Consider the following 26,889-nt stretch of genomic DNA (forward strand, 5'->3'; position numbering starts at 1 on the left):
GGAAGCTTGTCAGTTAAATATGATTCGGGCCGTCCTTGCACGGATCCGTAGCGGCGCGATTTATCGCGCGGTTATTTGGATGCAGGGACTCAAAGGCGCGCGATAAATCGCGCCGCAACAAAATGTGCCCAACGTTATTTTTTGCCGGGCTTCATGCTGCGATTCAGATCCTGAATACGCTTCATGGTTTTGACGGTTCGCGACGCAGTGGCCGATGCTACCGACAAAATCAGCATTTCAAGACACACCAGCACCGTGCCATGCAGCGGCATACGGCCATCTTCCCCACCGCGTGGCACATTAATCACCACATCAGCCTCCTTCGCAAAAAACGAATCTGTGGCGTTGGTCAGCAGAATAATCGGGATACCGAGGCGTTTTGCCTCTTTAACCGTGGTGATCCCCTCACGATGGGCCGATTTTTGCGCCATCATGATCAACACATCACCGCGCTGTAGCGCAATCAGCTGCTCTGCCAACGCCACCCCGGAACGGTTAAGTGCTACCGCCGGAATACCGATACGCACAAATAAGCGGCGGCTGTAATCCGCCAGCACACCTGACGCATTAATACCAAATAGCCCCACCTGACGTGCTTCAATTAATAACGCCACTGCCGCAGAAATCGCCTGGCGATTATGCGGCTCAGATAACGCATCGCAGGCACGTTTATGTCCGCCTAAGACAAAATCAATGCCGGAATTAATATCACAGGACAGTTCGCCGACCGTGGTAATCATTTTTTCTTCGGAATTCATCGCCGGTCCAAACCAGGCGACCAGCGTTTTTTTTAAATCACGTAATCCGGCAAACCCTAATGCCTGAACGGCACGCACCACGGTGGCATCCGAACTCTGCGTCGCGGCAGCAATTTCCATGGCTGTCGCTTCTACCACCGCCTCACGATTTTCGTGGATATAACGCACCACCGCTTGCAGCTGAGGGGAAAGTCCCGCAGCGCGTGCACGATAACGCTCACCTAACACATCGACCCGGTTTTTTATTTTATTGCCTGATGCCATTTTTATATCCGAACTGATTGTTTTACCTAAGATTGTTGGTTAATTAACCACAGGCTCCTTACACAGCTGTAGTAACAATCATCCATTACGGCTATCAAAACTACACAATATGAAGCAAGAAATCATTAAAAAAATCACGCAACAATTATTAAAAACCTATTTAATTCATGAAGTTAAATCCACCACTCATCATCAACCCCTTACTTTAACACTGATGTAGCATTACGATGATTTTTTGCATTTACTACTACATTGGTTCATGTTTGAATGATTCTCAATTACATTGAGGTCGTCTCACAACGGCTTCCTGCATTAAATAAAATAATAATACCCAGATAATTAGCAATGTTTATCAGAGCAACACATCTGGCCTGATGATTAAAAAGGCCGGCGATTTCTTCATGGATGAAAATAACCAGACAATGAATACCAGGTTTACATTAAATGAATAACAATCAGCCGTTCACTTTTAAAAAGAAACCTCATCCGGCCATTATTGCGGCTATTTATGGGGTGGCGATTTTTACACCAGGAATCAGTTTTGCCGCTGAGGAAAATAATACTCTCACGGTAACGGCACAGGAAAACAGCGAGCAGGGTTATAACGCCACCAGCAGTTCGGTTGCCAGTAAAACCCCGACACCCCGCGTCAATGAAGCGCAATCCGTCAGCGTGGTGACGCAGCAACAGCTGGAAGATTACCAGGTCAGTAATCTGTCAGAAGCCATGCGTTTTGTCAGTGGCGTAACCGAAGGTAATACCCTCGCGGGCACCGAGGATGGTTTTGTGCGCCGCGGCTTTGGCAGTAACTCGGATGGCTCCATCTACCGTGATGGCGTCCGCAGCAGCCAGGGGCTGAACTTCGATGCCACCACCGAACGCGTGGAAGTGTTAAAGGGATCGGCGTCGCTGCTGTACGGCATTCAGAATCCAGGTGGGGTGATCAATGTCATCAGTAAAAAGCCGCAATATGAATGGCACACCAAAGTCAGCGGTCGTTACGCCAGCGAAGGTGGCGGTGCGGGCACAGTGGATGTCACCGGCCCACTCGGCAACGGTTTTGCTTTCCGTTTAATCGCGGAAAAACAAAACCAGGATTACTGGCGCAACTTTGGCGTTGAAAAACACACACTGATCGCCCCATCGCTGCAATGGTATGGCGAAAAAGCCAGCTTCCTGATCAGCTATGAAGATTATCAGTACGATATTCCCTACGATCGCGGCACGGCATTTATCAACGGTAAGCCGGTAAATATCGGTTATAAGGATCGTCTGGATGATAAAGCCAACCATGCCTGGGGCCACAATAAGACCCTGAATGCCCATTATGACTGGCAGTTCAACGACGACTGGAGCACCCGTCTTACCTTCGGTATGAATCAGCGTCAGTATGACAACAACGAAGTCAGGGTCACGGCGATCAACACCACCACCGGAGCCGTGACGCGCCGGGCTGATGCCAACCGTGGTTTTAACCACAAAACTAAATATGTCTCCTGGGATGTGATGGGCACGCCGGAAATCTTCGGCATGACACACAATCTGGTGGTCGGTACCGATTATGAGATGAACCAGACCTACCGTGCACATCAGTATCAGGGCAAATCCAACAGCGATTTCAATCTGTATGATCCACAGTACGATTTGCTGTCGCCGGTGACCGATAGCAGCACCGAGAAAACCGCCAACGCTAACCTGCTGAATCGCATTCACAGCCGCTCGGTGTACGCCAAGGACAGCATCTCTCTGACCTCCAACTGGATCGCCGTCGTCGGCGGTCGCTACCAGCATTATGAGCAACGCGCTTCACAAGGCTGGGATCCGGTGGTCGAGACCCTTAACGATGAAGGCAACAAGTTCCTGCCGCAGGCCGGGTTAATCTACAAACTTACGCCAGATGTGTCGCTGTACGGCAGCGTCAGCAAATCGTTCACTCCGTCAACCGATGTGGATGATGATGGTAACGTGGGTAAACCCGAACAGGGCACCACCTGGGAAGTGGGCAGCAAGTGGCAAATCTCGCCGCGTCTGTTCGCCAGCGTGGCACTGTATCGTATCGATGAACGTGATATGTCGCTTAACATCAACGGCGAAACCCGTGCCATCGACAAAGCGCGTTCCAGTGGTGCCGAGTTTGAGTTGAATGGTGAAATCCTGCCGGGTTGGGATCTCAGCGCCAACTACAGCTACGACAAGGCGGAAATCGTTAATGATGGCGAGAACTCTGCCAATAACGGCAACCGCCTGCAAAATGCGCCGCGTCATTCGGGTGCGCTGTATCTGAGCCATAACCTGACGTTTAACGCAATTCCGGGTGATTTTCGCGTTGGCGGCGGGGCACGCTATGTTGGCGCGCGTGCGGGTGATCCCGAAAACAGCTTCACCATGCCGGACTACATCGTGGCTGACAGCTTTATTGCCTGGAACAACCGTCTGCTGGGCAACAAAACCCAGCTGAAACTGAACCTGAATAACCTGTTTAATAAACATTACTACACCTCAAGCGGCGGTAATCTGCGCGTGCGTGAAGGTGCCACCCGTAACTTTATGCTAGAGGCGAGCGTTGAATTCTAAGGCGATCATTCTCAGGATGGTGGCGCTGCTGCTGCTGATGTTCAGCAGCAGCACGCTGGCCAAAACCATCACCGATATCGACGGCAACCCGGTGACGATTCCCGATAACCCCCAGCGTATCGTGCTGGGGGAAAGCCGCATGCTGTACACGCTGGCGGTGTTGGAACCTGGCGATCCTTTCCAGCGTATTATCGGCTGGCCGCAGGACCTGAAAAGGTACGACAGCCAGATGTGGGACATTTTCGCCCGCAAGTTCCCGCAGATGCTGAAGATCCCGGTATTGGGTGCGGGCGGCACCAACGACATCAACCCGGAACAGGTGCTGGCGCTCAAACCGGATGTGGTGATCCTGCCCAGCCTGGCACGTTATGACGATGGGGATTTGCGTCTGGTGGCGATGTTGAAGGCAGCACACATCCCGGTGGTGAAGATCGATCTGCGCGTGCATTTGCTGAAGAACACCACGCGCAGCGTGCAGATCCTCGGTGAAGTATTGAACCAGACGGCGCGGGCCGAATCGTTCAACCGTTTCTATCAGGCGCATTTACAGGTGATTCAGCAGCGGCTGGCGAGTTATCACGGACCAAAGCCGGCGGTACTGCTACAACTGCACCTTGGACGCCGCAACGAATGTTGCGTCACGGCCGTTAAAGGTAGCCTTGGTGAGTTACTCAACGCCGCCGGTGGTGACAACATTGCCAGCAAAACCGTGCCGGGGGTGTTTGGGCGGCTGAGTGAGGAAAGCGTGATTGCCGCACAGCCGGAATATTACTTCGCCACCGGCGCGGGTGATAACGATGCACAAGGCGTGCTAAAGCTGGGTCCTGCAGTGGCACCTGAAGCCGTACAACGCAGCTTCAGCGCCCTGACGGCAAAACAGAATGGTCTGCGCGAGTTGCAGGCATTGCATAACGGCCATGCGGCGGTGATCTGGATGAATTTCTATCTCAGCCCGTGGCACATCGCCGCGACCGAATTTATGGCGAAGACGCTCTATCCGCAGCTGTTTAACGATGTACAGCCCGAAGAGACGCTCAAGCAAATCTTCCACGATTATCTGCCCATTCCCTACAGCGGCACCTGGTTTATGCCCATGCGCCCGTAGCGGCGCGATTTATCGCGCAATTCTGTGCACGGTGCCGGTAAACCCGCGCAATAAATTGCGCCGCTACAACCCAGTGCGATATTGGGTCACATCGCTGCGAGATCTATCGCGCGGGTTTTGGCAGCCCATGCAACTCCCCCTTCGTGGTCTATGCTTGACTGTCACAGGTTATTTCCTGACCGGCGAGGCGATAAAATGGAGTCCTGTTTATTTCATAAAAGCTGGGGTGCTGAGTACGCACCAGATGGCAGTGTGCATTTCCGTCTCTGGGCCTCCGGCCAGCGCCAGGTAACGTTACAGTTGGCAGGCGTTGACATACCGATGCAAGCCTGCGGCGATGGCTGGTTCGCATGGCGGGAAGCGCAGGTCGCACCCGGTACGCCCTATCAATATCTGCTTGCCGACGGCACTCCGGTGCCTGACCCCGCCTCACGCGCTCAGCAGGCTGGGGTGAATGGCCCTTCGCTGGTTATCGATCCCACCACCTATGCCTGGCAGCACCACGACTGGGCCGGTCGCCCGTGGGAAGAGACCGTGGTGTATGAGCTACATATCGGCACCTTCACGCCACAAGGCACCTTCCAGGCGGCAATAGAAAAACTGCCGCAGCTGGCTGCCCTGGGGATCACCATGATTGAGGTGCTGCCGGTTGCGCAGTTTGGCGGCAACCGTGGCTGGGGCTATGATGGCGTGCTGCTGTACGCGCCGCATTCCGCCTATGGCACCCCGGATGATTTCCGCGCCTTCGTGGATGCCGCGCACGGCTCTGGTCTGTCGGTGGTGCTGGATATCGTGCTTAACCATTTTGGCCCGGAAGGTAATTATCTGCCGCTGCTGTCGCCGGACTTCTTTGATCAGCAAAGAATGACCCCGTGGGGCGCAGGCATTGCTTACGATGTTGATGCTGCCCGCCGCTATATCACCGAAGCCCCGCTGTACTGGCTGACGGAGTTCAAACTTGATGGCCTGCGTTTCGATGCCATTGACCAGATAAAGGATCAGGCCGAACCACAGGTTCTGATTGAAATTGCCGAACGCATTCGGCGCGAAATCCCTGACCGGCCTATCCACCTCACTACCGAGGACAGCCGCAACGTCATTTTTCTCCATCCGCGCAGCTCAGACGGCTCCGTACCGCTGTTCACCGCGGAGTGGAATGATGATTTCCACAACGCCATCCATGTCTGCGCGACAGGGGAAACCCACGCGTACTATCAGGATTTCGCCGATCAGCCAGAAAAGCACCTTGCCCGCATTCTGACTGAAGGCTTCGCTTACCAGGGGGAAGTCTCTCCCCACAGTGGCAAAAAGCGTGGTGTCGCCAGCACCGGCCAGCCACCGGTCGCCTTTGTCGATTTTATCCAGAATCATGATCAGGTCGGCAACCGTGCCCATGGCGACAGGCTGCTCACCCTTGCCGGGGCCGCACGGACCCAGGCATTGCTCGCCACCCTGCTGCTTTCCCCCCATATCCCGCTGCTATTTATGGGCGAGGAGTTTGGCGAGACGCAGCCATTTTTGTTCTTCACGGATTTTCACGGCGATCTCGCCAGAGCGGTGCGTGAAGGACGCGCCCGTGAGTTTACCGGCCATGCCGGACATGAGGGGGCCAGCGTGCCGGATCCCAATGCGCAACACACCTTTGAGATGTCAAAACTCGACTGGTCAAAACCCGACAGCCCCGAGGGCAGGCAATGGCTGGCGCTGACCAAACAGCTGCTGGCGATGCGTCAGCAATTTATCGTGCCACTGATCCGTGACGCTGTCACTCATAACGGTCACGTTATCGCCGCAGACGATGGCTTTATCGCGGTCAGCTGGCGCTTCCCTGGCGGCACCCTTGCGCTGGCGCTGAATTTAAGCCAAATCGCACAACCCCTGACGGAGCTGCCGGGTGAAACGCTGTTTGCCTGGCCGCAGGCGGCAGACCCACTACCACCTAATGGGATGACCGTACGTTTGTCTGCCGGAGATACGCCATGATTTTGCCAACGGCAACGTACCGACTTCAGTTCCGCAACGGCATGACATTTGATCGCGCTGCCGCCCTGGTGCCGTATTTAAAAAAACTCGGCATCAGCCATCTGTATGCCTCGCCAGTCTTTACCGCGCCCCACGATTCGACCCACGGCTATGACGTCACGCATGCCACGCAAATCGACCCCTCGCTCGGTGGCCGCGCGGGTTTCGAGCGCATGGTGCAGGCACTGAAAAGCGCCGGTCTTGGCCTGATACTCGATATCGTCCCCAATCATATGGCGGCCTCGCTGGAAAACCCGTGGTGGCGCGATGTGATAGCTCACGGTGAACACAGCCGCTACGCCCACTATTTTGATATCGACTGGTCACGCCCGCTGACGCTGCCGTTTCTGGGTGACACCTTTGCTGAAGCACTGGAAAAAGGCGAGATCAACGTCCGCGCCGATCCCCAGAGCGGCTTACCGACGCTTGCGTATTTCGACAATTTTTACCCACTGGCGCTCGACAGCTGGCAGGGACTGAATCTTCAGGACAAGGTGGACATTGCCGCCCTGCACGAACGCCAGGCTTATCGGCTGATATGCTGGCGTGATGCCGCAACGGACCTTTCGTATCGTCGTTTCTTTGAAATCACCGGTCTGGTGGGGGTGCGGGTTGAAGATCCCGAAGTCTTCGCTGCCACGCATCGCTTGATTCTGGAACTGGTGCACAGCGGTGCCGTTGCGGGTCTGCGCATCGACCACGTTGACGGGCTTGCCGATCCGCAGGGGTATCTGGAGCGTCTGCGCCAGCAGGCAGGGCCGGACTGCTATATCACAGTGGAAAAAATCCTCGGAACCGGGGAGGCGCTGGCCGCAGACTGGCCCGTTGCGGGCACCACTGGTTACGAATTTATCACCGCGCTGGCTGATGCCCTGGTTGTCAGTGGCGGCATCAACGCCCTGCGCCAGGCTTATCCTGCCGGAAACGATATGGCTGCTGAATTGCGGGCGGCAAAAGCGTTAATGGTTGATCGAAACTTTGCCGGAGAATTCACCCGTCTGCTGACGCTGGCAAAAGCTATCGCTCAGGAGGCGATCGCTGAAAACGCACTGCGCAACGCGCTGCGTGAACTGTTGCTGGCTTTTCCGGTTTACCGCACTTACGCCACTGTGGAAGGCTTACCCGCTGCCGATGAGGCGTTGCTACAAACTGTGGCGGCAAACATAAGCGCGGTGACATCCCCCGAGGCCCTTTCTTTTATCATCGGCCTGTTTCACGGCGCAGCCGCTGATAGCCAGGTCGCGCTGTTTCGCACCCGTTTCCAGCAATTAAGCGGCCCTTTGATGGCAAAATCGGTGGAGGATACCCTGTTCTTTCGCCAGTGCACGGCGCTGGCGTTAAATGAAGTCGGCGGCGAACCGCTGCCGCAAGGCTTCTCGCTGGCGCGTTTTCATGCCGCGATGCAGACACGACAGCAGCAGCAACCACAGGGGATTTCCAGCACATCAACTCATGATACCAAGCGCGGCGAGGACGCCCGTGCGCGGTTGTATACCCTGAGCGAAGCGCCTCAACGCTGGGCGACTGCCGTTAGCCGCTGGCGGCAGATGCATCAGGCACATATCAAACTCCTGCCCGCAGGCCCAGCACCCGGCCCGGCGGTGGAATGGATGCTGTATCAGGCACTGGCAGGTGCCTGGCCAGTGTCGCTGCGTCCGGATGATGCTGCCGGATTGCAGGATCTGGAAAACCGTTTTGTTGCCTTTGTGGAAAAAGCGCTGCGTGAGGCAAAACAGCGCACCGATTGGGCCGAGAGCAATGAATCCTATGAAGAGGCGGTGCTGGCCTATGCCCGCCAGCTACTTTCACCCGCCAGCCAGGCCTTTTTGCAGGATTTTACCGCCACGCTACAACCCTTTCTCCACGCCGGGCTGGCGAACAGTCTGAGCCAGACTATCATCAAACTGCTGGCACCCGGTGTGCCGGATATTTATCAGGGCAGTGAAGCGCTGAACTTCAGCCTGGTCGATCCTGATAATCGGCAACCTGTGGATTTTGCGCGGCTGGCACAGCTGCTGACCAGCCACCCGCCGCAGCCCGATAACTGGCTAAGTGGCCAGCTGAAGCAGCAGATGATCGCGACCCTGCTGCCACTACGTCAGCAGCATCCGCAATTATTTCTTGCCGGTGATTATCTGCCGCTGGCGGCCAGCAGCGAACATCTGATTGCCTTTGCACGGGTGGACGCGCATGCAGCGTTGATCGTGGTGGTGCCTCGCCTGCCGTTAACCGCCTTTGCTGGCAACCTGCCGCAGCCGTTACCGACGTGGCAGATTGCCCTGCCCGCGCCCCTTGCAAATCGTCGTTATAACAACGTTATAAGCCATGAAGAATTGGCCCTTGCCGATGTCCTGACCAGCGAACAGCCTTACCTGGTGTTGCTAAGCGGCTAAAGTCAGCTGAACCGGTCGGCATAAATGCCGCCCCTACATCCGTAGGGTGCGAATTCATTCGCACCTGGTGATTTAGTATTTATCGCGCAGGTTTTTACCAGGTGTTTATTTACAGGAGTGGGGAAAAAATGTCGCATGCTAAGCCTTTTGTGATTACCGCCGGTTACAGCTACCCGCTGGGTGCCAATTTCGATGGTGAAGGCGTCAACTTCGCCCTGTTTTCCGCCCACGCAGAACGCGTTGAACTGTGCCTGTACGATGACAGTGGCCGCCATGAAATCGCCAGATTTGATTTGCCCGAATTTACCCACGAAGTCTGGCATGGCTATATTCCCGGCCTGCAACCCGGAGCGCTTTACGGCTACCGGGTGCATGGCCCCTTTGATCCGGAAAATGGTCACCGCTTTAATCCGCACAAGCTGTTGCTCGACCCCTATGCGCGTGACCTCTCCGGCGATATCGCCTGGAACGAAGCGCATTTCGCCTACGATTTACAGCACGACGGTGAAGACAAAGATCTCACCTTTGATACCCACGACAGCGCCGATTTTACCCCCAAATGTCGGGTCATCGATGCCAACGAATTTGACTGGCATGACCAGAATCGCCCGGTTATCCCGTGGTCCAGCGCCATCATCTATGAAACCCATGTCAAAGGCTTTACCCAGCTTAACAGCGCAATCCCACAACCCCTGCGCGGCACCTATGAAGGTATGGCGCATAAAGCCAGCGTCGATTATTTGAAAAGCCTTGGCATCACCTCCGTCGAGTTGTTGCCGGTGCACTGGTTTCCCGATGATCAGCATCTGCTGGACAAAGGGCTGAAAAACTTCTGGGGCTACAACACGCTCAACTTTTTCGCCCCTGCCGCACGCTATTTCGGCCCGCGTGGTATCCAGGGTTTTCGTGACATGGTGCGCGCGCTGCATGACGCGGGAATCGAGGTGATTCTCGATGTGGTTTACAACCACACCGCAGAAGGCAATGAACTGGGACCGACGCTGTCGTTTAAAGGCATCGATAATTATTCCTACTATCGCACCCTGGCTGACCAGCATCGTTACTACGTTAACGACACCGGCACCGGTAACACCGTTAACACCTCACATCCCCGCGTGTTGCAGATGATTATGGACTCCCTGCGTTACTGGGCCGAATCGATGCATATCGATGGTTTTCGCTTTGATCTGGGCACCATTCTGGGCCGTGAGCCTGGCGGCTTCGACCCACGCGGCGGTTTCTTTGACGCCATGACCCAGGATCCGGTATTGGGCAAACTGAAACTGATCGGTGAACCCTGGGACATCGGTCCGGGCGGTTATCAGGTTGGCGCGTTCCCACCAGGCTGGGCCGAATGGAACGACAAATATCGTGATACGGTGCGGGAATACTGGAAAGGCGACAATGTCTCCAGTGATTTTGCTGCCCGCCTGCTGGGTTCGGGTGATCTTTACGATCAGCGCGGACGCCGCCCCTGGGCCAGTATCAACTTTATTACCGCCCATGACGGCTTCACCCTTAATGACCTGGTGTCCTACAACGAAAAGCATAACGAGGCCAACGGCGAGGATAACAATGACGGGCACAACGACAACCGTTCTTATAACTACGGTGCAGAAGGCCCGACCGATGACCCGCAAATCATAGAAGTCCGTGAACGGCAGAAACGCAATTTTCTTGCCACCCTGCTGTTTTCCCACGGCACGCCGATGCTGCTGGCCGGTGATGAGTTTGGCCGCAGCCAGATGGGCAACAACAACGGTTATTGCCAGGACAGCGAGATCTCGTGGTTCCACTGGGATGAGCTGCCCGCCAGTGCCGAAGCGTTGCGCGAATTCACCCGCCAGATTATCCACCTGCGCGCCAGCCAGCCGTTGCTGCATCGGGAAAACTGGCGCGACGGTATGGAGATTGAATGGTTCAATGCGGGGGGCGGCTTGCAACAACCGGAGCATTGGGATGAAGGCACCACGCTGGGTATGTACATTGGCCGCCCGGACTTGCAGGAAGCCGAAGGTATCTGGCATGACGTGCTGATGCTATTCAATCCGTTTGAAGGCGAAGTGCCCTTCCGCATCCCGCAATTTGGCGAAGGTGGCTGGGTACTGGAACTCACCACCAGCGATTGCAGCAAAAAGGGGCTGGTGATCACCAAAGAAAAAGATTTCACCCTGGAGGGCCGTAGCATCGCCTTGTTCAGACGGCCCTGAGCCGCTGCGGGAACACCTCCATCAGCCAGCTAATAAACACCCGCAGCCGTTGCGTGACGTGGCGGTTCTGCGGGTACACCACATGAAACGGATAAGGCGCAGGTCGCCACCCGGCTAGGATCTCCACCAGCGCCCCACGTTGCTGGGCTTCAAAGGTGGCATAGGTGAAGGTCTGAATAATGCCCAGTCCGGCCAGCGCCGCCGCCAAATGCGCGTTGCTTTCGTTAATCCCGATACGATGTTCGGTTTTGATCTCACTCTTTTCGCCGTTACGCGCGAAGCGGAAAGGAAACGGACGCCCGGTTTGCGGTGACAGATAACTCACCAGCCGGTGGCCGTTTTTTAACTCATCAGGATAAGCCGGGACACCAAAGGCTTTCAGGTAACCCGGCGTTGCGCAGGTTATCAGGGTGGCATCGCCAATATGGCGCGCGATCAGGGAGGAATCGCTGAGCGGCCCGCCACGAATCACGCAATCAACGTTGTCGCTGATCAGGTCAACCGGCCGGTCCGATACCCCAAGATCCAGACGAATATCCGGGTAGCGTGCCATAAAATCCGGCAGCGCCGGTATCAGCACATCCCGCGCCGTTGAGCCACCGACATCCACGCGCAGATAGCCACGCAACCGGCCACTGACCACATTAAACGAGGCATCGATATCCTCCAGATCGCGCACGATACGCAACGCTTTCTCGTAGTAATCCCGCCCCTCTGCCGTCACCGTCACACGCCGGGTGGTGCGTTGCAGTAAACGAATCCCCAGATGGGCTTCAAGCTCCTGCACCATCTTGCTGAGCGTGGCGTTGGGCATATCGAGCGAATCCGCCGCGCGAGTGAAATTTCCGGCCTCCACCACGCGTGCAAATGCCTTGATTGCCATCAGTTGGTCCATCGTCCTTCACCTATTATCCACACACATGAATAGTCATTTCCATTTTACACGATTTATCGATAAACGTCGCCACGGTACATTGCCTCCATGCACTACGAAGCCCGTTGAAAATCACTTAATCACTTATCTGGAGAGACAAACATGAACGCATCACTGAAAGGTAAAATTGCTCTGGTTACCGGCGGCACCACCGGTATTGGTCTGGCTGCAGCACAAACGCTGGCAGCACGCGGCGCACAGGTGTTTATCACCGGACGCCGTCAGGCAGAACTGGACGCAGCCGTCGCCAGCATTGGCGCTGCTGCCACCGGGATTCGCGCCGATGCCGCGCAGCTGAGCGACCTCGACGCGGTTTATGCGCAGATTGCCCGTCAGGCAGGTCGCCTTGATGTCCTGTTTGCCAACGCTGGTGGCGGCGATATGCAGCCGCTGGGCAGCATCACCGAAGAACATTTTGACCGTATCTTTGGCACCAACGTACGTGGCGTGTTGTTCACCGTGCAAAAAGCACTGCCGCTGCTGAGTGACAAGGCTTCGGTGATCCTCACCGCCTCTACCACCTCAGTGAAGGGCACCGCTGGCTTTAGCGTCTACAGCGCCAGTAAAGCTGCCGTGCGTAACTTCGCTCGTTCCTGGGCGCTGGATGTGAAAGATCGCGGCATTCGTATCAACGTCGTCAGCCCTGGTCCGATTCGTACCCCTGGTTTAGGTGGCCTGGTCAGTGAAGATCAACGTCAGGGATTGTTTGACGCGCTGGCATCCCAGGTACCGTTGGGTCGTCTGGGTGAACCGGAAGAGATTGGTAACGTGGTAGCGTTCCTTGCCTCTGATGATTCCAGCTTTATCAACGCCACCGAGTTGTTTGTCGATGGTGGTATGGCGCAGATTTAATCGTGCTAATGCAGTCAGGTCCCCCCTTTCTACCGGCAAAGTAACGCCGGTAATTAAGGCGGTGGCCGGACTGTACGTTGCTTACTATGCGGACAAAATCAAAAATCTGACATGTTATATTGATTATAGTTTTTGCATATTTGAAGGTGCGGACTGTAGAAAAAGCCTTTTTAAATGGCATTTGTGATCAATATCTAAACAATAAATCCCGCTACTTGCTGGCAAGCCAACCGTCATGATTAATATTCTGACATGTCAGTTAATCATAACGGGAACCCTCTATGTCATCGCACCAGGTTGTGGGTAAAAAACGCTGGTTTGTTGCCTTTGTGTTACTTATTGGCGGCTTCATCAACTATCTCGATCGTGCCAGCCTGGCGGTGGCGGCACCCTCGATGATGAGCGACCTTCATCTCAGCAACACCGATATCGGTCTGATGGGATCGGTGTTCTCCCTGTTTTTTGCCTTCAGTCAGTTCCCGGCCGGCTGGCTGGCGGATCGCTTTGGTCCGCGCAAGGTTTATGCTTCCGCCGCGTCACTGTGGGGACTCTCGACCATGATTACCGGGCTGTGCAGTACGCTGCCCGCGTTACTCTGCGCGCGCGCCCTGCTCGGCATGACAGAAGCACCCGGCTGGCCAACCTCAGCCAAAATCACCTCGATTTGGTTTCCGCGCAAAGAACGGGCGCTGGCGAGTTCGATCTGGGATGCCTCCTCCCGCTGGGGACTGGCCTTTGCCCCGCCGTTGCTGGTGCTGATGAGCATCCATTTTGGCTGGGGGGCGTTGTTTTACCTGGCGGGGAGCCTCGGGGTGATTTTCGGTCTGATCTTCTTCTGCATCTACCGTCACCCGGAGCAGCATCAGGGCATCAGCCGCGCGGAGAAGCAGTACATTCTGGCCGGTGGCGGTGGCAGCGTTTCAGCCATCCCCGCCGGTAAGCGTGTGAAGTGGCGCGAGTGGCCGCCAGTGAGATAATCGCGCAGGAAGTGTTGCCGCCGATCCTCGCACAATTACGCGATAGCCATCCGGGCCTGAGCCTTGAGCTGGTGGTGTCTAATCAGATACAGGATCTACTGCAACACGAAGCGGACATCGCGGTACGTATGGTGCGCCCACACCAGAATCAGCTGGTGATCCGCGCGGTGGGTGAGATTGCACTGGGTATGTATGCCAGCCCTCTCTATCTGGAAAAACATGGCACACCAGATTCGATTCAGGCGCTGCGCCAGCACAGCCTGATTGGATTCGACCAGCCGGACGCCTTTGTGCGCAGCGTGGTAAAGGCGCATCCGTTACTGGCACGGGAACATTTTGCTTTTCGCACCGACAGCGACCCGGCACAACTGGCGCTGATTCGCGCCGGAGCGGGTATTGGTTTTTGTCAGGCGGGGCTGGCACAGCGCGAACCCCAGCTGGTGCGTATTCTGCCCGAGGCGTTTTCTTTGCATCTCTCCACCTGGATTACCATGCATGAAGATCTGCGCACCCGCCCGCTATGCCGCACGGTATTTGATGCGCTGGCCGAAGGGTTGCAGCAATACATTCACATCAGTTAAAAATGCCAGGCAAGGAACAGCGCATAGCTTACCTGATCCTTCTGCTGGGTCAGGGGGCTGTCAGCCGCATCACCTTCCAGACGCTGGGCCATCACCCGCGCCCCCACCTGCCAGGCCGCGGTCATGTCATAATCCATCCCTACTTCCCAGCCAATTTTTTCCAGGCCAGACCCGGCATCGTAGCGGGCAAAACCGCTGCGGGAGGATTGCTGCGCCGACACGCCATACTGGGTCTGCATATAATCGCTATTCGCCCAGCTCAGGCTCGGACCGGTGAACAAACGCAGATCTTCAGAGGGACGCCATGACAGATTCGCGTATGACGTCAGCCGAAATCCCTGCTGATTACCGCCTATATCCTGGGTCAGGATCACTCCGGCATTGAACAAGTCGTTGCGGTAAATGGCGGAGGTAAACGCGTGCGGTGAGCGTTTGATGTCGCCCATGCCACGCAGGTAGTCATCATCTGACTCCTCGCGGGGGAAGAGATCCAACCCTGCGCCAACGGAAAAGGTCCAGTGTTCGGTTCGGACAAATTGCCAGCCCAGCGCGGTCAGAGTATCGACACCACCGAAGAAAAAGGGCCCATAGTTCAGCCTTGCCACCGGCAGAAACCGGGTCTGGTTGTGCTTCGCCCCGGAGTATTTGGGTTGAACACTGACACCTGCGCCAAGAAAGCCGTTGAAGTTTTGATCGGATTGATCAGCAAAAGCAGGCAACGCGGCGGTGGAAAACAGCAATATCAGCGGAAGGGATTTCGCTGGTGTGAAACGCATGTGACTTCATCCTTATGGTGACGGTTGACCGCCAGCCATTACACCAGCCTCCTGTAACGCCTCTTTTTACCTCAGGTAAAGTTATGTAACAGCGGGATGTGCACGCTAAAGCTGGCACCACCACCAGAACGGTTATGCACGCTAACCTCACCGCCATGATATTGGCTAATGGAGCGCACCAGCGCCAGACCAAGCCCGGAACCGTTACCGCTGCGCGCCAGGCGATAAAAAGGTTCAAAAATGCGCACCATTTCCGACTCGGGAATCCCCGGCCCACGGTCATTCACCGTCAGCAAAAAACCGTGATCCGGCGTGCACTTAAGATTGACCGTCACCTCTCGCCCCGCATAACGCAGCGCGTTTTCAATCAGGTTACGCATTAAACGGCGCATCAGACGGGCATCAACCTGCGCCACAATGTGCTCGGCATTCAGCTCCACCTCAACGCTGGCGCACTCCTCGGCGGCCAGTGCCGTGATATCGGTGGCAAGTAATTCACCCACGATAACGTTATCCGCCATCTCCAGTCGGCTCAGGGTGAGAATTTCCTCTACCAACGCGTCCAGTTCCCTGACGCTGCGTTGCAATTCATTGCCTGCCTGGGAGTGTTCAGTGCTGAGCAATGCCGAGGCCATCTGAATACGCATCAGCGGTGAACGCAGTTCATGTGAGGCATTGGCCAGCATGGTTTTCTGTGACTGAACCAGAGTCTCGATTTGTGTCGCGGAACGATTAAAACTGGCAGCCAGCTGGCCCACCTCATCGCGACCCGTCACCTGCACCCGCGCCGCCAGGTTGCCTTTGCCCAACGATTCGACGCTATGTTGTAGTGATTCCAGTCGCGCAGTGAGTCGACGAATCACCGGGAAAGAGATCACCACCACCGCCGCCGCCAGCGCTAACAGCATCAGGATAAAAGTCCACGGACGTTCAATGCGATCGACACTGAACTGGATCACCAGCAAACGTTTATCCTGCAACTGCCAGACAAAGCGTGAGCTGTACCAGTCATCAAAGTAACCCCCGGCTTTCACCTGATGCGGGAATGGGATCGCGGGTGAAAGCATGCGGCTCAGCAATGTGCCGTTAGCCGCAAACAGGGCGAAACGGGCATTGGTACGTTGCATCCAGCTATCAATCGCCGTCGACTGCGCATCTGCCGGGGCCGATGCGGGAGGTAACGTTTGTTCCACCATGCCGCTGAAAGTGGCAAACGCGTTATGGTGGCGATTTTCATCATCCGTCCATAGCCACAGCATGATGGTACAGAGCACCACCAGCGAAATAGCGCTGATCACAGCAAAGAAGATCTGCAAATGCATCGGAAGGTCGGTAATGCGTTTCATACGCTTAGCGATCCGCCTGAGCGGAAAACACGTAACCCACGCCGCGTACCGTGATGATACGCTTCGGAGTACGGGGGTCGTCTTCAATCACCTGACGAATACGCCCGATATGCACATCAATGGCCCGGTCAAAACTGTCATAACTTTCACCGCGTACCGTCTGCCAGATTTGTTCGCGATTCAGCACGCGCCCAGCCTGGCGCGCCAGCGAAACCAGCAAATCGAATTGCAATGAGGTCAGCGCACAGGGCTGCTGATGCAGCGTTACCGTGCGCGCAGCAATATCAATCTCCAGTTCACCTGAACGGATCAGACCGGTATCAGCGGTTCGGGTGCCCGGCCGCATGCGGCGTAGCACAGCACGCATCCGTGCCAGCAGCTCACGCGGTTCAAAGGGTTTGGGCAGGTAATCATCAGCGCCAACTTCCAGCCCAATAATGCGGTCAGCCGGATCGCCACGTCCGGTGACCATAATGATGGCGGGATCGTCGTGGCTTTCGGCGCGTATCTGCCGACACAGCGCCAGCCCATCGGCATCCCCCAGCATCAGATCCAGCAGTACCACATCAAAGCTGCGCAGTTTCATGCGCGCCTGTGCATCGGTAGCGCTGGCGCTATGCATCACCTCAAATTCGTGTTGTGCCAGATAAGGCACAATCATCTGCGCCAGACGGACATCATCCTCAATCAGCAATACAGAGGTCATGACTTTTATCTTCCAAAACAATGATGAGTAACAGACAGCGGCGTCCGCTATTAAGTTTCGTCAACGCTGGAAGAGAAGATCAGATGATCAAAATCTCAGCTGTGATCGCTCATTATAAAAACGTCGATACGCCAGGTAGACCGCAATTATCGTGGACAAGCTGGCCGTACCAATCAACATAAAAGTCACCATGATTTGGTATTTGATGGCTTTCACCGGGTCGATGCCAGCAAAAATTAGCCCCGACATCATGCCCGGCAGGCTCACCAGCCCCACGGTTTTCGCCGCATCTATCGTTGGGATCATCGCGGCGCGGATACTGTCCCGAATCAGCGTGCCTGATGCCAGCTTGATGGACGCCCCCAGACTCAGCATCTCCTGAATTTTCTGGCGGTTATCCGCAAAGCGCTGGTTGAGATTGCTGTAACACAACCCCACCGCCACCATGGCATTCCCGGCAATCATCCCGGAAATCGGGATCACCTGCATCGGCATAAATTCGATCGCGCCACTCAGCACCAGAATCACCAACGTCAATGTAGTACCGCTGGTAATGGCGATAAATGAAATCAGGAAAGCATGATCAATATTGCGGCTGCGTTTACGGGCGTTCAGCGCGGCATTGACGCAGATAAACAACACCATCAGCACCGTAAGCCAGTCATTATTGATGTCGAAAATCGACTTCAGCACATAGCCAACAATGACCAACTGCACAATGGCGCGACACACGCTCCAGATAATGTCTTTGCCCAGCCCCAGCTTCTCTTTCTGGCTAATCAGCAGCGCGATCATCACCAGCACCAACGCCAGTACCAGTGAAGTGTTAGTGATATTATGCTGGCTCATGGTTTTTCCTCTCCGGGGCTTCCAGGTGCAATACCCGCTGCGCCTGGCGAATTTCCGCCGGGTCATGGCTGATCCACACCACAGCCAACCCTTTGTCGCTGACAATCCCCTTGATCAGGTTGTTAATCAGGCCCTTGTTATCTTCATCCAGTGCGCTGGTCACTTCATCCAGCAGCAAAATGTCCGGCAGAAACTGCAAATTGCGTAATAAGCCGACGCGCTGTTTTTCGCCGCCGGAAAGCTGGTCAATTTTTTTATCCAGCATGTCAGCAGGCAGATTCACTTTGGCTAAATCGGCTTCCAGCTTGCTACGCGTGGGTTTCTGCTGCCGGATTTGCCACGGCAGCGCCAGGTTATCGAATACCGTGTTGCCAAACAGCACCGGGGTTTGAAAGCAGTAGGAAACCCGCTGCCGATACTCTTCTGGCTTGAGTGTTGCGATGTCCTGGTGGCGAAAAAAGATACGTCCCTCGCTGGGATCTAACAGTGAAGCCATAATCTTCAGCAATGTGCTTTTGCCACTGCCTGAGGGGCCGGAGAGCAAAACAAAATCACCTGGGTTAAGCGTTAATGAGACCGGAGCCAATAACTCGCGGTCCTCCAGTGAGAACGTCACCCCTTGCACATCAAGCAAAGGAAAATCGGCGGCCATAGTTATTTATCCACAAAAATGAGCGATTGCGTTAACGGGCCGCATTGCGGCCCTGCGCATGTTAGCAGAATTGTGAAGCCTCTGAGCTTAGGGTTCAGGGCCGTATTGCAGTAAAAGCATGCGATCGCGGCGATACACCAGATCGGGAGGGGGAATGTCGGTGGGCGTTGCCTCACCACGGCCCAGCATCAGCACCACGGAAACCGTTCCTTGCTTACGGTGCATCGCCAGCCATTGGGGGAAGTCAGCTTTGCTGACAAAACGCGACTGAGAATCGGGATAGCTCAGGCCATAGCGGACTTCGCCCTGTTTATCATAGAAATACATATCGCTACGTTGCAGCGTCCAGGCGATGGTCGAGGCGATGCCGGGGTCGTCACTCAGAATAAAGCGACTTTCCGCCAGTTTATCCGCAACGCTTGCCACAAAGACCTGGGGTTGTTTGGTGTTCTGTACGCTTTCCGGGATCGCATTACCGACACAAAGTGCCAGTGCCAGCGGGCAAAGCGCCGCAAGCTGCCAGCCTTGACCTTTCGCCCTGAGGCTGACAAATCCAGCCAGTCCCCATCCGGCAAAAGTCACCGCCGCCATGATCAATGCGCCCACTTCATGCTGCTGATACAGCGGGCGATGGCTGATGCCCCAGGGCGCAAACACCACCAGTAAGGCGAACAGGCTCAGTGCGCCGAACAGGATATTAATCCAGGCGTTCACCCGAAGAATGCGACTCGCCTTGCCCGCCAGCCGATGTCCGTAGCAGGCCATCAAAATCGCCAGCGGCGCAAAGCATGGCAGGATGTAAGTCAGCAATTTGCCTTTGGCAATGCTGAAGAACACCAGAGGAATAAGGATCCAGCACAGTAAATAAAACCCACCGGGGGCGCTCTTACGCTCCGTCCAGCCCTGACGCAAAGCACCGGGCAACAACGCCAGCCACGGCAGGGAACCGGCGATTAAGATCGGTATGTAGTACCAGAACGGTGCTTTGTGTTGGGCATCGGAGTCGGCAAAGCGCTGAATATGCTCTATCCAGAAAAAGTAGTGCCAGAAATCCGGTTGTTGCTGATTAATCGCCAGCGCCCAGGGTGCACTGAGCAGAGCGGCGCACAGCACGGTAAGCGGACCAAAGGTCAGTAACTCACGGAAACGCTGGTTGCAGATGGCCCAGGGAACAATCACCAGTACCGGAACAGCCAATGCCAGAAACCCTTTGGTCATAAACCCCATACCACAGGCCAGGCCAAACAGGATATAGCCCACCAGCCGCTGGCGCAGAGTGACCGCACCGGCGGCATACCAGTAACTGCACATAGCCGCGACTAACCACAGCGACAGAATCGGGTCGAGCACGGCATAGGTGCCCACGCCATAGACCAGCAGTGAGGTGAGAAAGATAACGCTGGCAGTCAGGGCGACAGCCCGGTCGGCATAGAGACGGCGGGCGAGCCAGAAAACCAGCACCGCGCTAACCAGCGTGGAAAAGACCGCGCCAATGCGTACAGCGAAATTGTTATGCCCAAATAACCACTGGCCAATGTTGTTGAACCAGTAGCCTGCAATCGGTTTTTCGAAATAACGTAAATCAAAGAAGTGTGGCGTGATCCAGTTGCCGTTTTGCAGCATTTCCCGGCTAATCTCCGCATAGCGCGTTTCATCCGGCTGCCAGAGATGGCGAAATTCAAGTGGCACAAAATAATAGAGCATCAGTAACGCCAGTAGCAGTAGCGTTTTTGTTGTTGCGGTCATACGCGATTCCCTGTGAGTTTTTCACACCACACCGAATTTTCCGGCCCGCACATGTTCTCAGGCCTGCTATGCAGTAGTTTCATTAAAGTATCCAGTAATAACAATTTAGCATAAAGTGCTATATATGAAACCCCGGCACAGAGAAATTCAAGAATTTATTTCCCCGTTTAATTAACTTCGGGACGAAGAAAATTTTGCAGCCATTAATTTATTGAGGTTGAGAGCATAACGCCTGATTCTTAACTGAACATTAAACGGCGAATTTTCATGCCCGTTCCGTGAGCACAACACTGGCTTAAGGTTAACTTAATCTTTGGCGGTAAAAATTGTCGGGTCTGATAATGAGGTTCCCTATGCAATCCATGTTCTCCCGTCCCGCCAGCGAATATGCTGCTGTTATTCTCAGCGTGGTCAGCGTTATTAGTTTTTTGGTCATCTGGTTTTCACTGTAATCCTGCGAGGATTACTGGCCGGTAAAGGTCACTCTGGCCCGGCAACCTGGCACACTGCCCCGATTTTCCAGTAAAAACTGCCCTTTATGCAGTTGAACAATACGGGTGACGATACTCAGCCCCAGCCCGATGCCACCAAACCGACGATCCATGCGGACAAACGCCTGGCTCAGTTCGCCAATCTTGCTTCCATCAATCCCCACGCCCTCATCTTCCACCACCAGCACCGGAGATGGCTGCTTGCTGATGCGGATGGTGATGCAGGTATCGTGTGGGCTATAACGATGGGCATTCTCCACCAGATTTCGCAACATCACCTTCAGTAAGGTGGCATCACCGCGCACCACAACCTCTTGCGGTATATTGAGAATTAATACCTGCTGATGCAGCGCCAGCATGGCTTCGAATTCCTGTTTCATCGGCTCGACCACATCCCGCATCAGCCTGACATTCTGGTAGCTACCCGATGAAAAAGATTGCCCTGCGCGCGCCAGCTGTAGCAGTTGGGTCACGCTGCTGGTCATCTGGTCGAGGCGCTGCATCAGAGGCTTAACATCGCACTGATGGGTTCTTTCCAGCAGTTCCAGATGGAGTCTGAGACCGGCCAGCGGCGTGCGCAGTTCATGGGCAACGTCTGCGGTAAACATGCGTTCCCTTTCAAGGCTGGCGCTCAGACGAGACACCAGGCGGTTGATCGCCAGAGTCACTGCATCAATTTCCTTCAGCGAACTGTGATAGTTCACCGGTGTCAGTTCCTCCTCGCCACGATCCTCAAGGCGTTTTTGTAATTCTGATAAAGGTCGGGTCAGGCTGGTTATCGCCTGAAAGCAGAGAAATAACGCCATGAAAATCATGACAATGCTGGGAAGCGCCAGGCTGATGATGGCTTCATGGATTTCCTTTTCCATATGCTGGTGTGGGTTGTGATTATCCAGTGCGGCATTTACCAGCAGCGCGATCTGTTCTTTGCTCTCATGCCATACCCCCCACACACTGATGGTCTGACAAACAATCAGAATTAAGCCAATCACCAGCAATAACCGCCAGCGCAGGGTGCTGTTTTTGCGGGGGCGTAACAGAGGCCAGAACATGGTCAGCCCCTCGCTTCTCTGGGTTTAGTTAAAATAGTTTTAATCCAGGGTATGAATAATATTCTCATTACCCACTGAGCGAAAACTCGGGCAGGAAAAATCGAAAATTGAATTAATATTGACGGGGAAAGAACAAATAATAACGGATTCCTTACGATCCGCTGAAATAAAGAAAGGGGCATTCTTGACTGGCCTCCTCTAATGATGAAGAGACCAGTTTCTCACCGTTACATTAGGTGATCCTTAAGTTGCTATATGATAATTTTTATTTACGTATTTTGCGGTGTATTCTGACTACTTACCGTGTCACCCACACGCAATCCTAACTTGCGCGCCAGTTCAGCGCCGTTCATCCGCACGCCTTCCTGGGCTTGTCCAGCCACCACTTCAAGCTGCCCTTCACCGCAGGCAATTACCAGCGGATCAAGGCTTAATACGGTACCGGGTTGGTCAGGTGATTTATCCGCACTGACATGACTTTGCCAGACAACAAACCGCTGCCCATTTGCCGCACCAGAAGCGCCTGGCCATGGGCTGGCGAGCCCGCGTACCAGATTGTGGATATCCGGCGCGGCGGCATGCCAGTTGATCTCGCCATCCTCCGGCTTACGGCGTCCGAAACGACTGGCCTGAGACTCATCTTGCTCCCGCTCTGCCAACTGACCGGCGCAGAGCGCAGGTAGCCAAACGGCCAGCATCTTCCCGCTGGTGCTGACCAGCTTGTTATGCAGGCTATGGGCATCATCCTCAGGCAATATTCTGACCTTTTCCTGGGCCAGAATCGGGCCACAATCAGGACGAGCGATCAGACGAAACAGCGTGACGCCAGTCTCCGCATCGCCCTTGATTAAGACCCAATTCAGATGCGCCCTGCCACGATGGGCAGGCAGCAGAGAAGCCTGCACGCCAAACGCCCCGCGACGGGGGATCGCCAGAGTTTCGCGGCTGAGTATCTGCCGAAATGACAGGCTGAACAACATATCGGGGGCCAGTGTCTGCAACAGCGCCAGCCATTGCGGCTGATTGACGTCTTCTGGCATATACAGCGGAATATTTCGGGCCTGTGCCATCCGGGCTACCGAGCCATGGAAGTGATTTTCGCCCGGTGCATCAGCATGCGTGAACACGGCACAGATTTCAAAACCCGCGTTTTCCAGCGCTTCCAGGCCAGCACATCCCATATCGTGGTAGGCAAAAATGACAGCTTTCATTGGTTTCCTTTATATCGGTGGTCGCGGAGGGTAAGACGCATCACATGATAGCGGGCGAAAATTAAAATATGCTTAAACACATTACTTTTCACAGATGTCAGGATAAATCCTGCGATTTCTCATAACTCATTCATTTTTCTTGCCGGTTATGCGGCCTAATCTGAGCGTTGAAAACCAGTTTTCACTTGCCGTAACGGCACGTGATTATTATCCTCTGGCAAAAAAAGGGACTCTCATGCCAACTTCAACGAAAAAATGGTTTTTTCCAGCCTTTGCTGTTCTGCTGATCATCCTCGGTGTTTATAAACTTAATGCCTCCCGCAACAAACCTGACAACATCATTACCACCACCGTTCGTCAGGGCAACATTGAAAACGTCATCGCTGCGACGGGTAAAATGGATGCCATCGAACGCGTTAACGTGGGTGCTCAGGTTTCCGGTCAGCTGAAGAAATTGTATATCCGCACGGGTGATAACGTGCATAAAGGTGAACTGATCGCCGAAATCGATGACCAGCCGCAACGCAGTGGCCTGCGCAATGCCGAAGCGGCACTGAGCGTCGCCAAAGCGGATTTAGAAACCAAACAAGCCACCCTGATGCGTCAGGAAGCGCAATTCAAACGCCTGCAACAGATGCTGAAGATGAATTTAGTGTCCCAGCAGGATTTTGACACCGGCGCTGAAGCCTGGCGTATTGCGCGCGCAGAGCAAACTGCCCAGCAGGCGCGCGTGATTCAGGCGCAGATTGAGGTGGATAAAAAACAGCTCGACCTGAGTTACACCCGTATCATGGCTCCGATGGATGGCACCGTCATCGCCATCATTACCAAACAAGGACAGACGGTAAACGCGGCGCAAAGTGCCCCGACCATCGCCAAACTGGCACAGCTGGCCACCATGACCATCAAAGTGCAGATATCTGAAGCGGACATCAACAATATCAAACCCGGTCAGCAGGCCTGGTTCACCACCTTCTCCGACCCGGATAAACGTTACAACGCCACCTTACGCAGCATCGAGCTGGCACCTGATACGGTGATGAAAGATGACGCGCTGATGAATAACAGCGAGAGCAATTCCACCAGCGCCACCACTGCTGCGGTGTATTACAACGCGCTGCTCGATGTGCCCAACCCGGATAATTCCCTGCGCATCGCCATGACCGCCCAGGTCAATCTGCTGCGCGACTCCGCCAATAACGCACTGCTGATTCCGCTTCAGGCGCGGAAAAAAGATGCTGATGGCAAAAGTTATGTTGAAGTCGCAGATGAAAATCAGCAGCCAGTTAAGCGCTACATCACCACCGGCATTTCTGACAACGTGGATATTCAGGTACTGAGCGGCCTGCAGGTGGGTGAAAAAGTCATTCTTGCCGCCCAGGCTGCTGGCGCAGACAAGGTGGTGATGTGAATATCATCGAGCTGAAAAATATTACCCGCACCTACGCCTTTGGCTCGCAATCTCTGAACGTTCTGAAAGATATCAACCTGAGCATTGCCGAAGGGGAAATGGTAGCGATTATCGGCCCGTCCGGCTCGGGCAAATCAACGCTGCTGAATATCCTCGGCTGTCTGGATGCCGCAGATAGCGGAGAGTATCACCTCAGCGGGCAGAACATCGCCAGTCTGTCTGCGGATGCGCTGGCAAAAGTCCGGCGCGAGCATATCGGTTTTATTTTCCAACGTTATCATCTGATGCCGGATCTGAATGCCCTGAGTAACGTAGAGATTCCGGCCATTTACGCCAATGTCGCCGGAAATTCCCGTCGGGCACACGCCGCTCAGTTGCTGGAACACCTCGGGTTACATGGCCGTGCGCACCATAAACCAGGGGAATTGTCCGGCGGACAGCAACAACGCGTCAGCATCGCCCGCGCACTGATCAATGGTGCGGAAATTATTCTGGCAGATGAGCCCACCGGCGCGCTGGACTCCCATTCCGGTGAGGAAGTGTTGCGCATCCTGAGTGATCTTAACCGTGATGGACACACGGTGATCATTGTGACGCACGATATGAACGTTGCGCAGCACGCGGATCGCATCATCGAAATCCAGGACGGCTCGATTGTCGCTGACAGCGGCCGGGCCACAGAAACGGTGGGTTCCCGTTATCAGCCCACTGCGGCGAAGAGCCAGAGCAAATGGCGCGGCATCGGCGATCGATTACGCGAATCATTACGTATGGCACTGCATGCGATGAATGCCCATCGTCTGCGCACCTCGCTGACCATGACGGGCATCATTTTTGGTATCGCCGCCGTGGTGACAGTTGTCGCGCTGGGGCAAGGTGCACGGCAAAGTACGCTGGAGAGTATTCAGGGGCTGGGCACCAATGTGGTGACTATTTATGCCGGGGGGGATTTCGTTGAGGATGAAAGCCAACCGACGAAAACGCTGGTGATGTCTGATGTGCAGGCCATTGCCCGACAGCAATTTGTTGCAGCCGTCAGCCCGGAAATGATGTCTACCCAACCTATTCGCTACCTGTCTAATGCCTCTAAAACCACGGTTTATGGCGTCGGTAAGGATTATTTCGCTATTCAGGGTATTAAACTCATTGAAGGGGGTAATTTTTCAGACGAACTTCATGCGACTCAGGAAATCATCATTGATGAAAATACCCGGAACAAACTGTTTGGCGATCAACCTGGCAACGCGCCAGGCAAAATGATCATTCTCGGTTCGGTTCCGGTGCGGGTGGTGGGTGTCGCAAAGTTGAACGATGGTTCCAATCCTAATCGCCTTAACGTCTGGCTGCCGTGGAGCACCATGATGTATCGCATCAACGGCCAGACATCTCTGACCAGCTTCAGTATCAAACTGAAAGATGATATCGCCAGTGGTCCGGCGGTGGCTGCGTTGAGTGAAATCCTGACCGACCGCCACCGCGGGAAAGATTTCCTGGTGTTTAACCGCGATAAGTATCGCCAGGCTATCGAAAATGCCGCTGCCACGCTGACACTGCTGATTCTGATGGTTGCGGCTATCGCGCTGACCATTGGTAGCATTGGCGTGATGAATATCATGCTGGTGTCGGTGACCGAGCGTACCCATGAAATTGGCGTGCGCATGGCAGTCGGCGCCCGCCGCAGTGACATCATGCAGCAATTTATGATTGAGGCCGTGCTGGTATGTCTGGTCGGCGGCGTTTTGGGGGTAGGACTTTCACTGGCGATTGGCCCGCTGGTCAGCCTGTTGGCTGGCGGTTTACTGACGGCCATCTACTCCTGGGAGTCCGCCGCTGCCGCCTTTATCTGTTCAACCGTGATCGGGATGATCTTTGGTTACCTGCCCGCACGTAAAGCCGCACGCATGGACCCGGTTGCCGCACTGGCAAGTGAATAAACCATCTATCCGGGGCGGGTAACGCCCCATTTTATTACCCTGTTA

General features: G+C 54.8%; 20 protein-coding genes. 10 read left to right on the plus strand and 10 right to left on the minus strand.

Going from position 1 to position 26,889, the window contains the following annotated elements; translation table 11 throughout:
* Positions 1–134: 134 nt before the first annotated feature.
* Positions 135–1,022, minus strand: coding sequence for a MurR/RpiR family transcriptional regulator (locus HA50_RS30075; protein ID WP_084881043.1), 888 nt, complete (start codon positions 1,020–1,022; stop codon positions 135–137).
* 444 nt (positions 1,023–1,466) lie between these two features.
* Here HA50_RS30075 and HA50_RS30080 point away from each other — a divergent pair, with 444 nt between their 5' ends.
* The 5 genes from HA50_RS30080 (at position 1,467) to glgX (ending at position 11,326) form a co-directional block, all read left to right on the plus strand.
* The gene (locus HA50_RS30080) at positions 1,467–3,596 is read left to right on the plus strand and encodes a TonB-dependent siderophore receptor (protein ID WP_084881044.1); all 2,130 of its coding nucleotides are present in this window, start codon (positions 1,467–1,469) and stop codon (positions 3,594–3,596) included.
* 16 nt (positions 3,597–3,612) lie between these two features.
* Positions 3,613–4,701, plus strand: coding sequence for an ABC transporter substrate-binding protein (locus tag HA50_RS30085; protein WP_084881045.1), 1,089 nt, complete (start codon positions 3,613–3,615; stop codon positions 4,699–4,701).
* A 195-nt stretch (positions 4,702–4,896) separates the two neighbouring features.
* Positions 4,897–6,684 carry a malto-oligosyltrehalose trehalohydrolase gene (gene treZ, locus HA50_RS30090; protein ID WP_084881046.1) on the plus strand — a complete coding sequence of 596 codons (1,788 nt, stop codon included), beginning with the start codon at positions 4,897–4,899 and terminating at the stop codon, positions 6,682–6,684.
* Positions 6,681–9,116, plus strand: a complete 2,436-nt coding sequence (gene treY / locus HA50_RS30095; protein WP_084881047.1) for a malto-oligosyltrehalose synthase — start codon at positions 6,681–6,683, stop codon at positions 9,114–9,116. The genes treZ and treY overlap by 4 nt, the downstream gene beginning before the upstream one ends.
* 128 nt (positions 9,117–9,244) lie before the next feature.
* Positions 9,245–11,326, plus strand: coding sequence for a glycogen debranching protein GlgX (gene glgX / locus HA50_RS30100; RefSeq protein WP_084881048.1), 2,082 nt, complete (start codon positions 9,245–9,247; stop codon positions 11,324–11,326).
* On the opposite strand, the gene HA50_RS30105 is transcribed toward glgX, so the two are convergent.
* Positions 11,313–12,221, minus strand: a complete 909-nt coding sequence (locus HA50_RS30105; protein WP_084881049.1) for a LysR family transcriptional regulator — start codon at positions 12,219–12,221, stop codon at positions 11,313–11,315. The genes glgX and HA50_RS30105 overlap by 14 nt on opposite strands.
* Before the next feature lie 141 nt (positions 12,222–12,362).
* Here HA50_RS30105 and HA50_RS30110 point away from each other — a divergent pair, with 141 nt between their 5' ends.
* From HA50_RS30110 to HA50_RS30120, 3 genes are all read left to right on the plus strand, one after another.
* Positions 12,363–13,112: an SDR family NAD(P)-dependent oxidoreductase gene (locus HA50_RS30110; protein ID WP_084881050.1), complete on the plus strand. Its 750-nt coding sequence runs from the start codon at positions 12,363–12,365 to the stop codon at positions 13,110–13,112.
* Between the two features lie 281 nt (positions 13,113–13,393).
* Positions 13,394–14,089 carry an MFS transporter gene (locus HA50_RS30115; RefSeq protein ID WP_244193725.1) on the plus strand — a complete coding sequence of 232 codons (696 nt, stop codon included), beginning with the start codon at positions 13,394–13,396 and terminating at the stop codon, positions 14,087–14,089.
* A complete protein-coding gene (locus HA50_RS30120) occupies positions 14,062–14,670 on the plus strand; it encodes a LysR substrate-binding domain-containing protein (RefSeq protein ID WP_084881051.1) in 609 nt (202 codons plus the stop codon). Before HA50_RS30115 ends, HA50_RS30120 begins: the two co-directional genes overlap by 28 nt.
* On the opposite strand, the gene HA50_RS30125 is transcribed toward HA50_RS30120, so the two are convergent.
* From HA50_RS30125 to HA50_RS30160, 8 genes are all read right to left on the minus strand, one after another.
* Entirely contained in the window at positions 14,667–15,446 is a 780-nt protein-coding gene (locus HA50_RS30125) for a MipA/OmpV family protein (RefSeq protein WP_084881052.1), read from the minus strand. The two genes, HA50_RS30120 and HA50_RS30125, sit on opposite strands and share 4 nt — an antisense overlap.
* Before the next feature lie 71 nt (positions 15,447–15,517).
* Entirely contained in the window at positions 15,518–16,792 is a 1,275-nt protein-coding gene (locus HA50_RS30130; RefSeq protein WP_084881053.1) for a HAMP domain-containing sensor histidine kinase, read from the minus strand.
* Between the two features lie 4 nt (positions 16,793–16,796).
* Entirely contained in the window at positions 16,797–17,498 is a 702-nt protein-coding gene (locus HA50_RS30135; protein ID WP_084881054.1) for a response regulator, read from the minus strand.
* A gap of 87 nt (positions 17,499–17,585) precedes the next feature.
* Positions 17,586–18,347: an iron efflux ABC transporter permease subunit FetB gene (gene fetB, locus HA50_RS30140; RefSeq protein ID WP_084881055.1), complete on the minus strand. Its 762-nt coding sequence runs from the start codon at positions 18,345–18,347 to the stop codon at positions 17,586–17,588.
* Entirely contained in the window at positions 18,334–18,999 is a 666-nt protein-coding gene (fetA, locus tag HA50_RS30145; protein WP_084881056.1) for an iron efflux ABC transporter ATP-binding subunit FetA, read from the minus strand. The genes fetB and fetA overlap by 14 nt, the downstream gene beginning before the upstream one ends.
* A gap of 87 nt (positions 19,000–19,086) precedes the next feature.
* Positions 19,087–20,745 (minus strand): lipid IV(A) 4-amino-4-deoxy-L-arabinosyltransferase, encoded by a 1,659-nt coding sequence (gene arnT / locus HA50_RS30150; RefSeq protein WP_084881057.1) that lies wholly within the window; start codon positions 20,743–20,745, stop codon positions 19,087–19,089.
* Positions 20,746–21,208: 463 nt separating this feature from the next.
* The gene (pmrB, locus tag HA50_RS30155; RefSeq protein WP_084881058.1) at positions 21,209–22,288 is read right to left on the minus strand and encodes a two-component system sensor histidine kinase PmrB; all 1,080 of its coding nucleotides are present in this window, start codon (positions 22,286–22,288) and stop codon (positions 21,209–21,211) included.
* Positions 22,289–22,557: 269 nt separating this feature from the next.
* Positions 22,558–23,499, minus strand: a complete 942-nt coding sequence (locus HA50_RS30160; RefSeq protein WP_084881059.1) for a formyltransferase family protein — start codon at positions 23,497–23,499, stop codon at positions 22,558–22,560.
* 235 nt (positions 23,500–23,734) lie between these two features.
* Between HA50_RS30160 and HA50_RS30165 the strand changes: the two genes are divergently transcribed.
* The gene (locus HA50_RS30165) at positions 23,735–24,910 is read left to right on the plus strand and encodes an efflux RND transporter periplasmic adaptor subunit (protein WP_084881060.1); all 1,176 of its coding nucleotides are present in this window, start codon (positions 23,735–23,737) and stop codon (positions 24,908–24,910) included.
* Positions 24,907–26,844, plus strand: a complete 1,938-nt coding sequence (locus HA50_RS30170; protein ID WP_084881061.1) for a MacB family efflux pump subunit — start codon at positions 24,907–24,909, stop codon at positions 26,842–26,844. The genes HA50_RS30165 and HA50_RS30170 overlap by 4 nt, the downstream gene beginning before the upstream one ends.
* The last annotated feature ends 45 nt before the right edge of the window (positions 26,845–26,889 follow it).

This window comes from Pantoea cypripedii, assembly GCF_002095535.1.
GTDB lineage: Bacteria > Pseudomonadota > Gammaproteobacteria > Enterobacterales > Enterobacteriaceae > Pantoea > Pantoea cypripedii.

Coding starts and splice junctions, on each gene's coding strand:
- HA50_RS30075 (WP_084881043.1), bottom strand. CDS start 1,022: ATGGCATCAGGCAATAAAATAAAAAACCGGGTCGATGTGTTAGGTGAG.
- HA50_RS30080 (WP_084881044.1), top strand. CDS start 1,467: ATGAATAACAATCAGCCGTTCACTTTTAAAAAGAAACCTCATCCGGCC.
- HA50_RS30085 (WP_084881045.1), top strand. CDS start 3,613: ATGGTGGCGCTGCTGCTGCTGATGTTCAGCAGCAGCACGCTGGCCAAA.
- treZ (WP_084881046.1), top strand. CDS start 4,897: ATGGAGTCCTGTTTATTTCATAAAAGCTGGGGTGCTGAGTACGCACCA.
- treY (WP_084881047.1), top strand. CDS start 6,681: ATGATTTTGCCAACGGCAACGTACCGACTTCAGTTCCGCAACGGCATG.
- glgX (WP_084881048.1), top strand. CDS start 9,245: ATGTCGCATGCTAAGCCTTTTGTGATTACCGCCGGTTACAGCTACCCG.
- HA50_RS30105 (WP_084881049.1), bottom strand. CDS start 12,221: ATGGACCAACTGATGGCAATCAAGGCATTTGCACGCGTGGTGGAGGCC.
- HA50_RS30110 (WP_084881050.1), top strand. CDS start 12,363: ATGAACGCATCACTGAAAGGTAAAATTGCTCTGGTTACCGGCGGCACC.
- HA50_RS30115 (WP_244193725.1), top strand. CDS start 13,394: ATGTCATCGCACCAGGTTGTGGGTAAAAAACGCTGGTTTGTTGCCTTT.
- HA50_RS30125 (WP_084881052.1), bottom strand. CDS start 15,446: ATGCGTTTCACACCAGCGAAATCCCTTCCGCTGATATTGCTGTTTTCC.
- HA50_RS30130 (WP_084881053.1), bottom strand. CDS start 16,792: ATGAAACGCATTACCGACCTTCCGATGCATTTGCAGATCTTCTTTGCT.
- HA50_RS30135 (WP_084881054.1), bottom strand. CDS start 17,498: ATGACCTCTGTATTGCTGATTGAGGATGATGTCCGTCTGGCGCAGATG.
- fetB (WP_084881055.1), bottom strand. CDS start 18,347: ATGAGCCAGCATAATATCACTAACACTTCACTGGTACTGGCGTTGGTG.
- fetA (WP_084881056.1), bottom strand. CDS start 18,999: ATGGCCGCCGATTTTCCTTTGCTTGATGTGCAAGGGGTGACGTTCTCA.
- arnT (WP_084881057.1), bottom strand. CDS start 20,745: ATGACCGCAACAACAAAAACGCTACTGCTACTGGCGTTACTGATGCTC.
- pmrB (WP_084881058.1), bottom strand. CDS start 22,288: ATGTTCTGGCCTCTGTTACGCCCCCGCAAAAACAGCACCCTGCGCTGG.
- HA50_RS30160 (WP_084881059.1), bottom strand. CDS start 23,499: ATGAAAGCTGTCATTTTTGCCTACCACGATATGGGATGTGCTGGCCTG.
- HA50_RS30165 (WP_084881060.1), top strand. CDS start 23,735: ATGCCAACTTCAACGAAAAAATGGTTTTTTCCAGCCTTTGCTGTTCTG.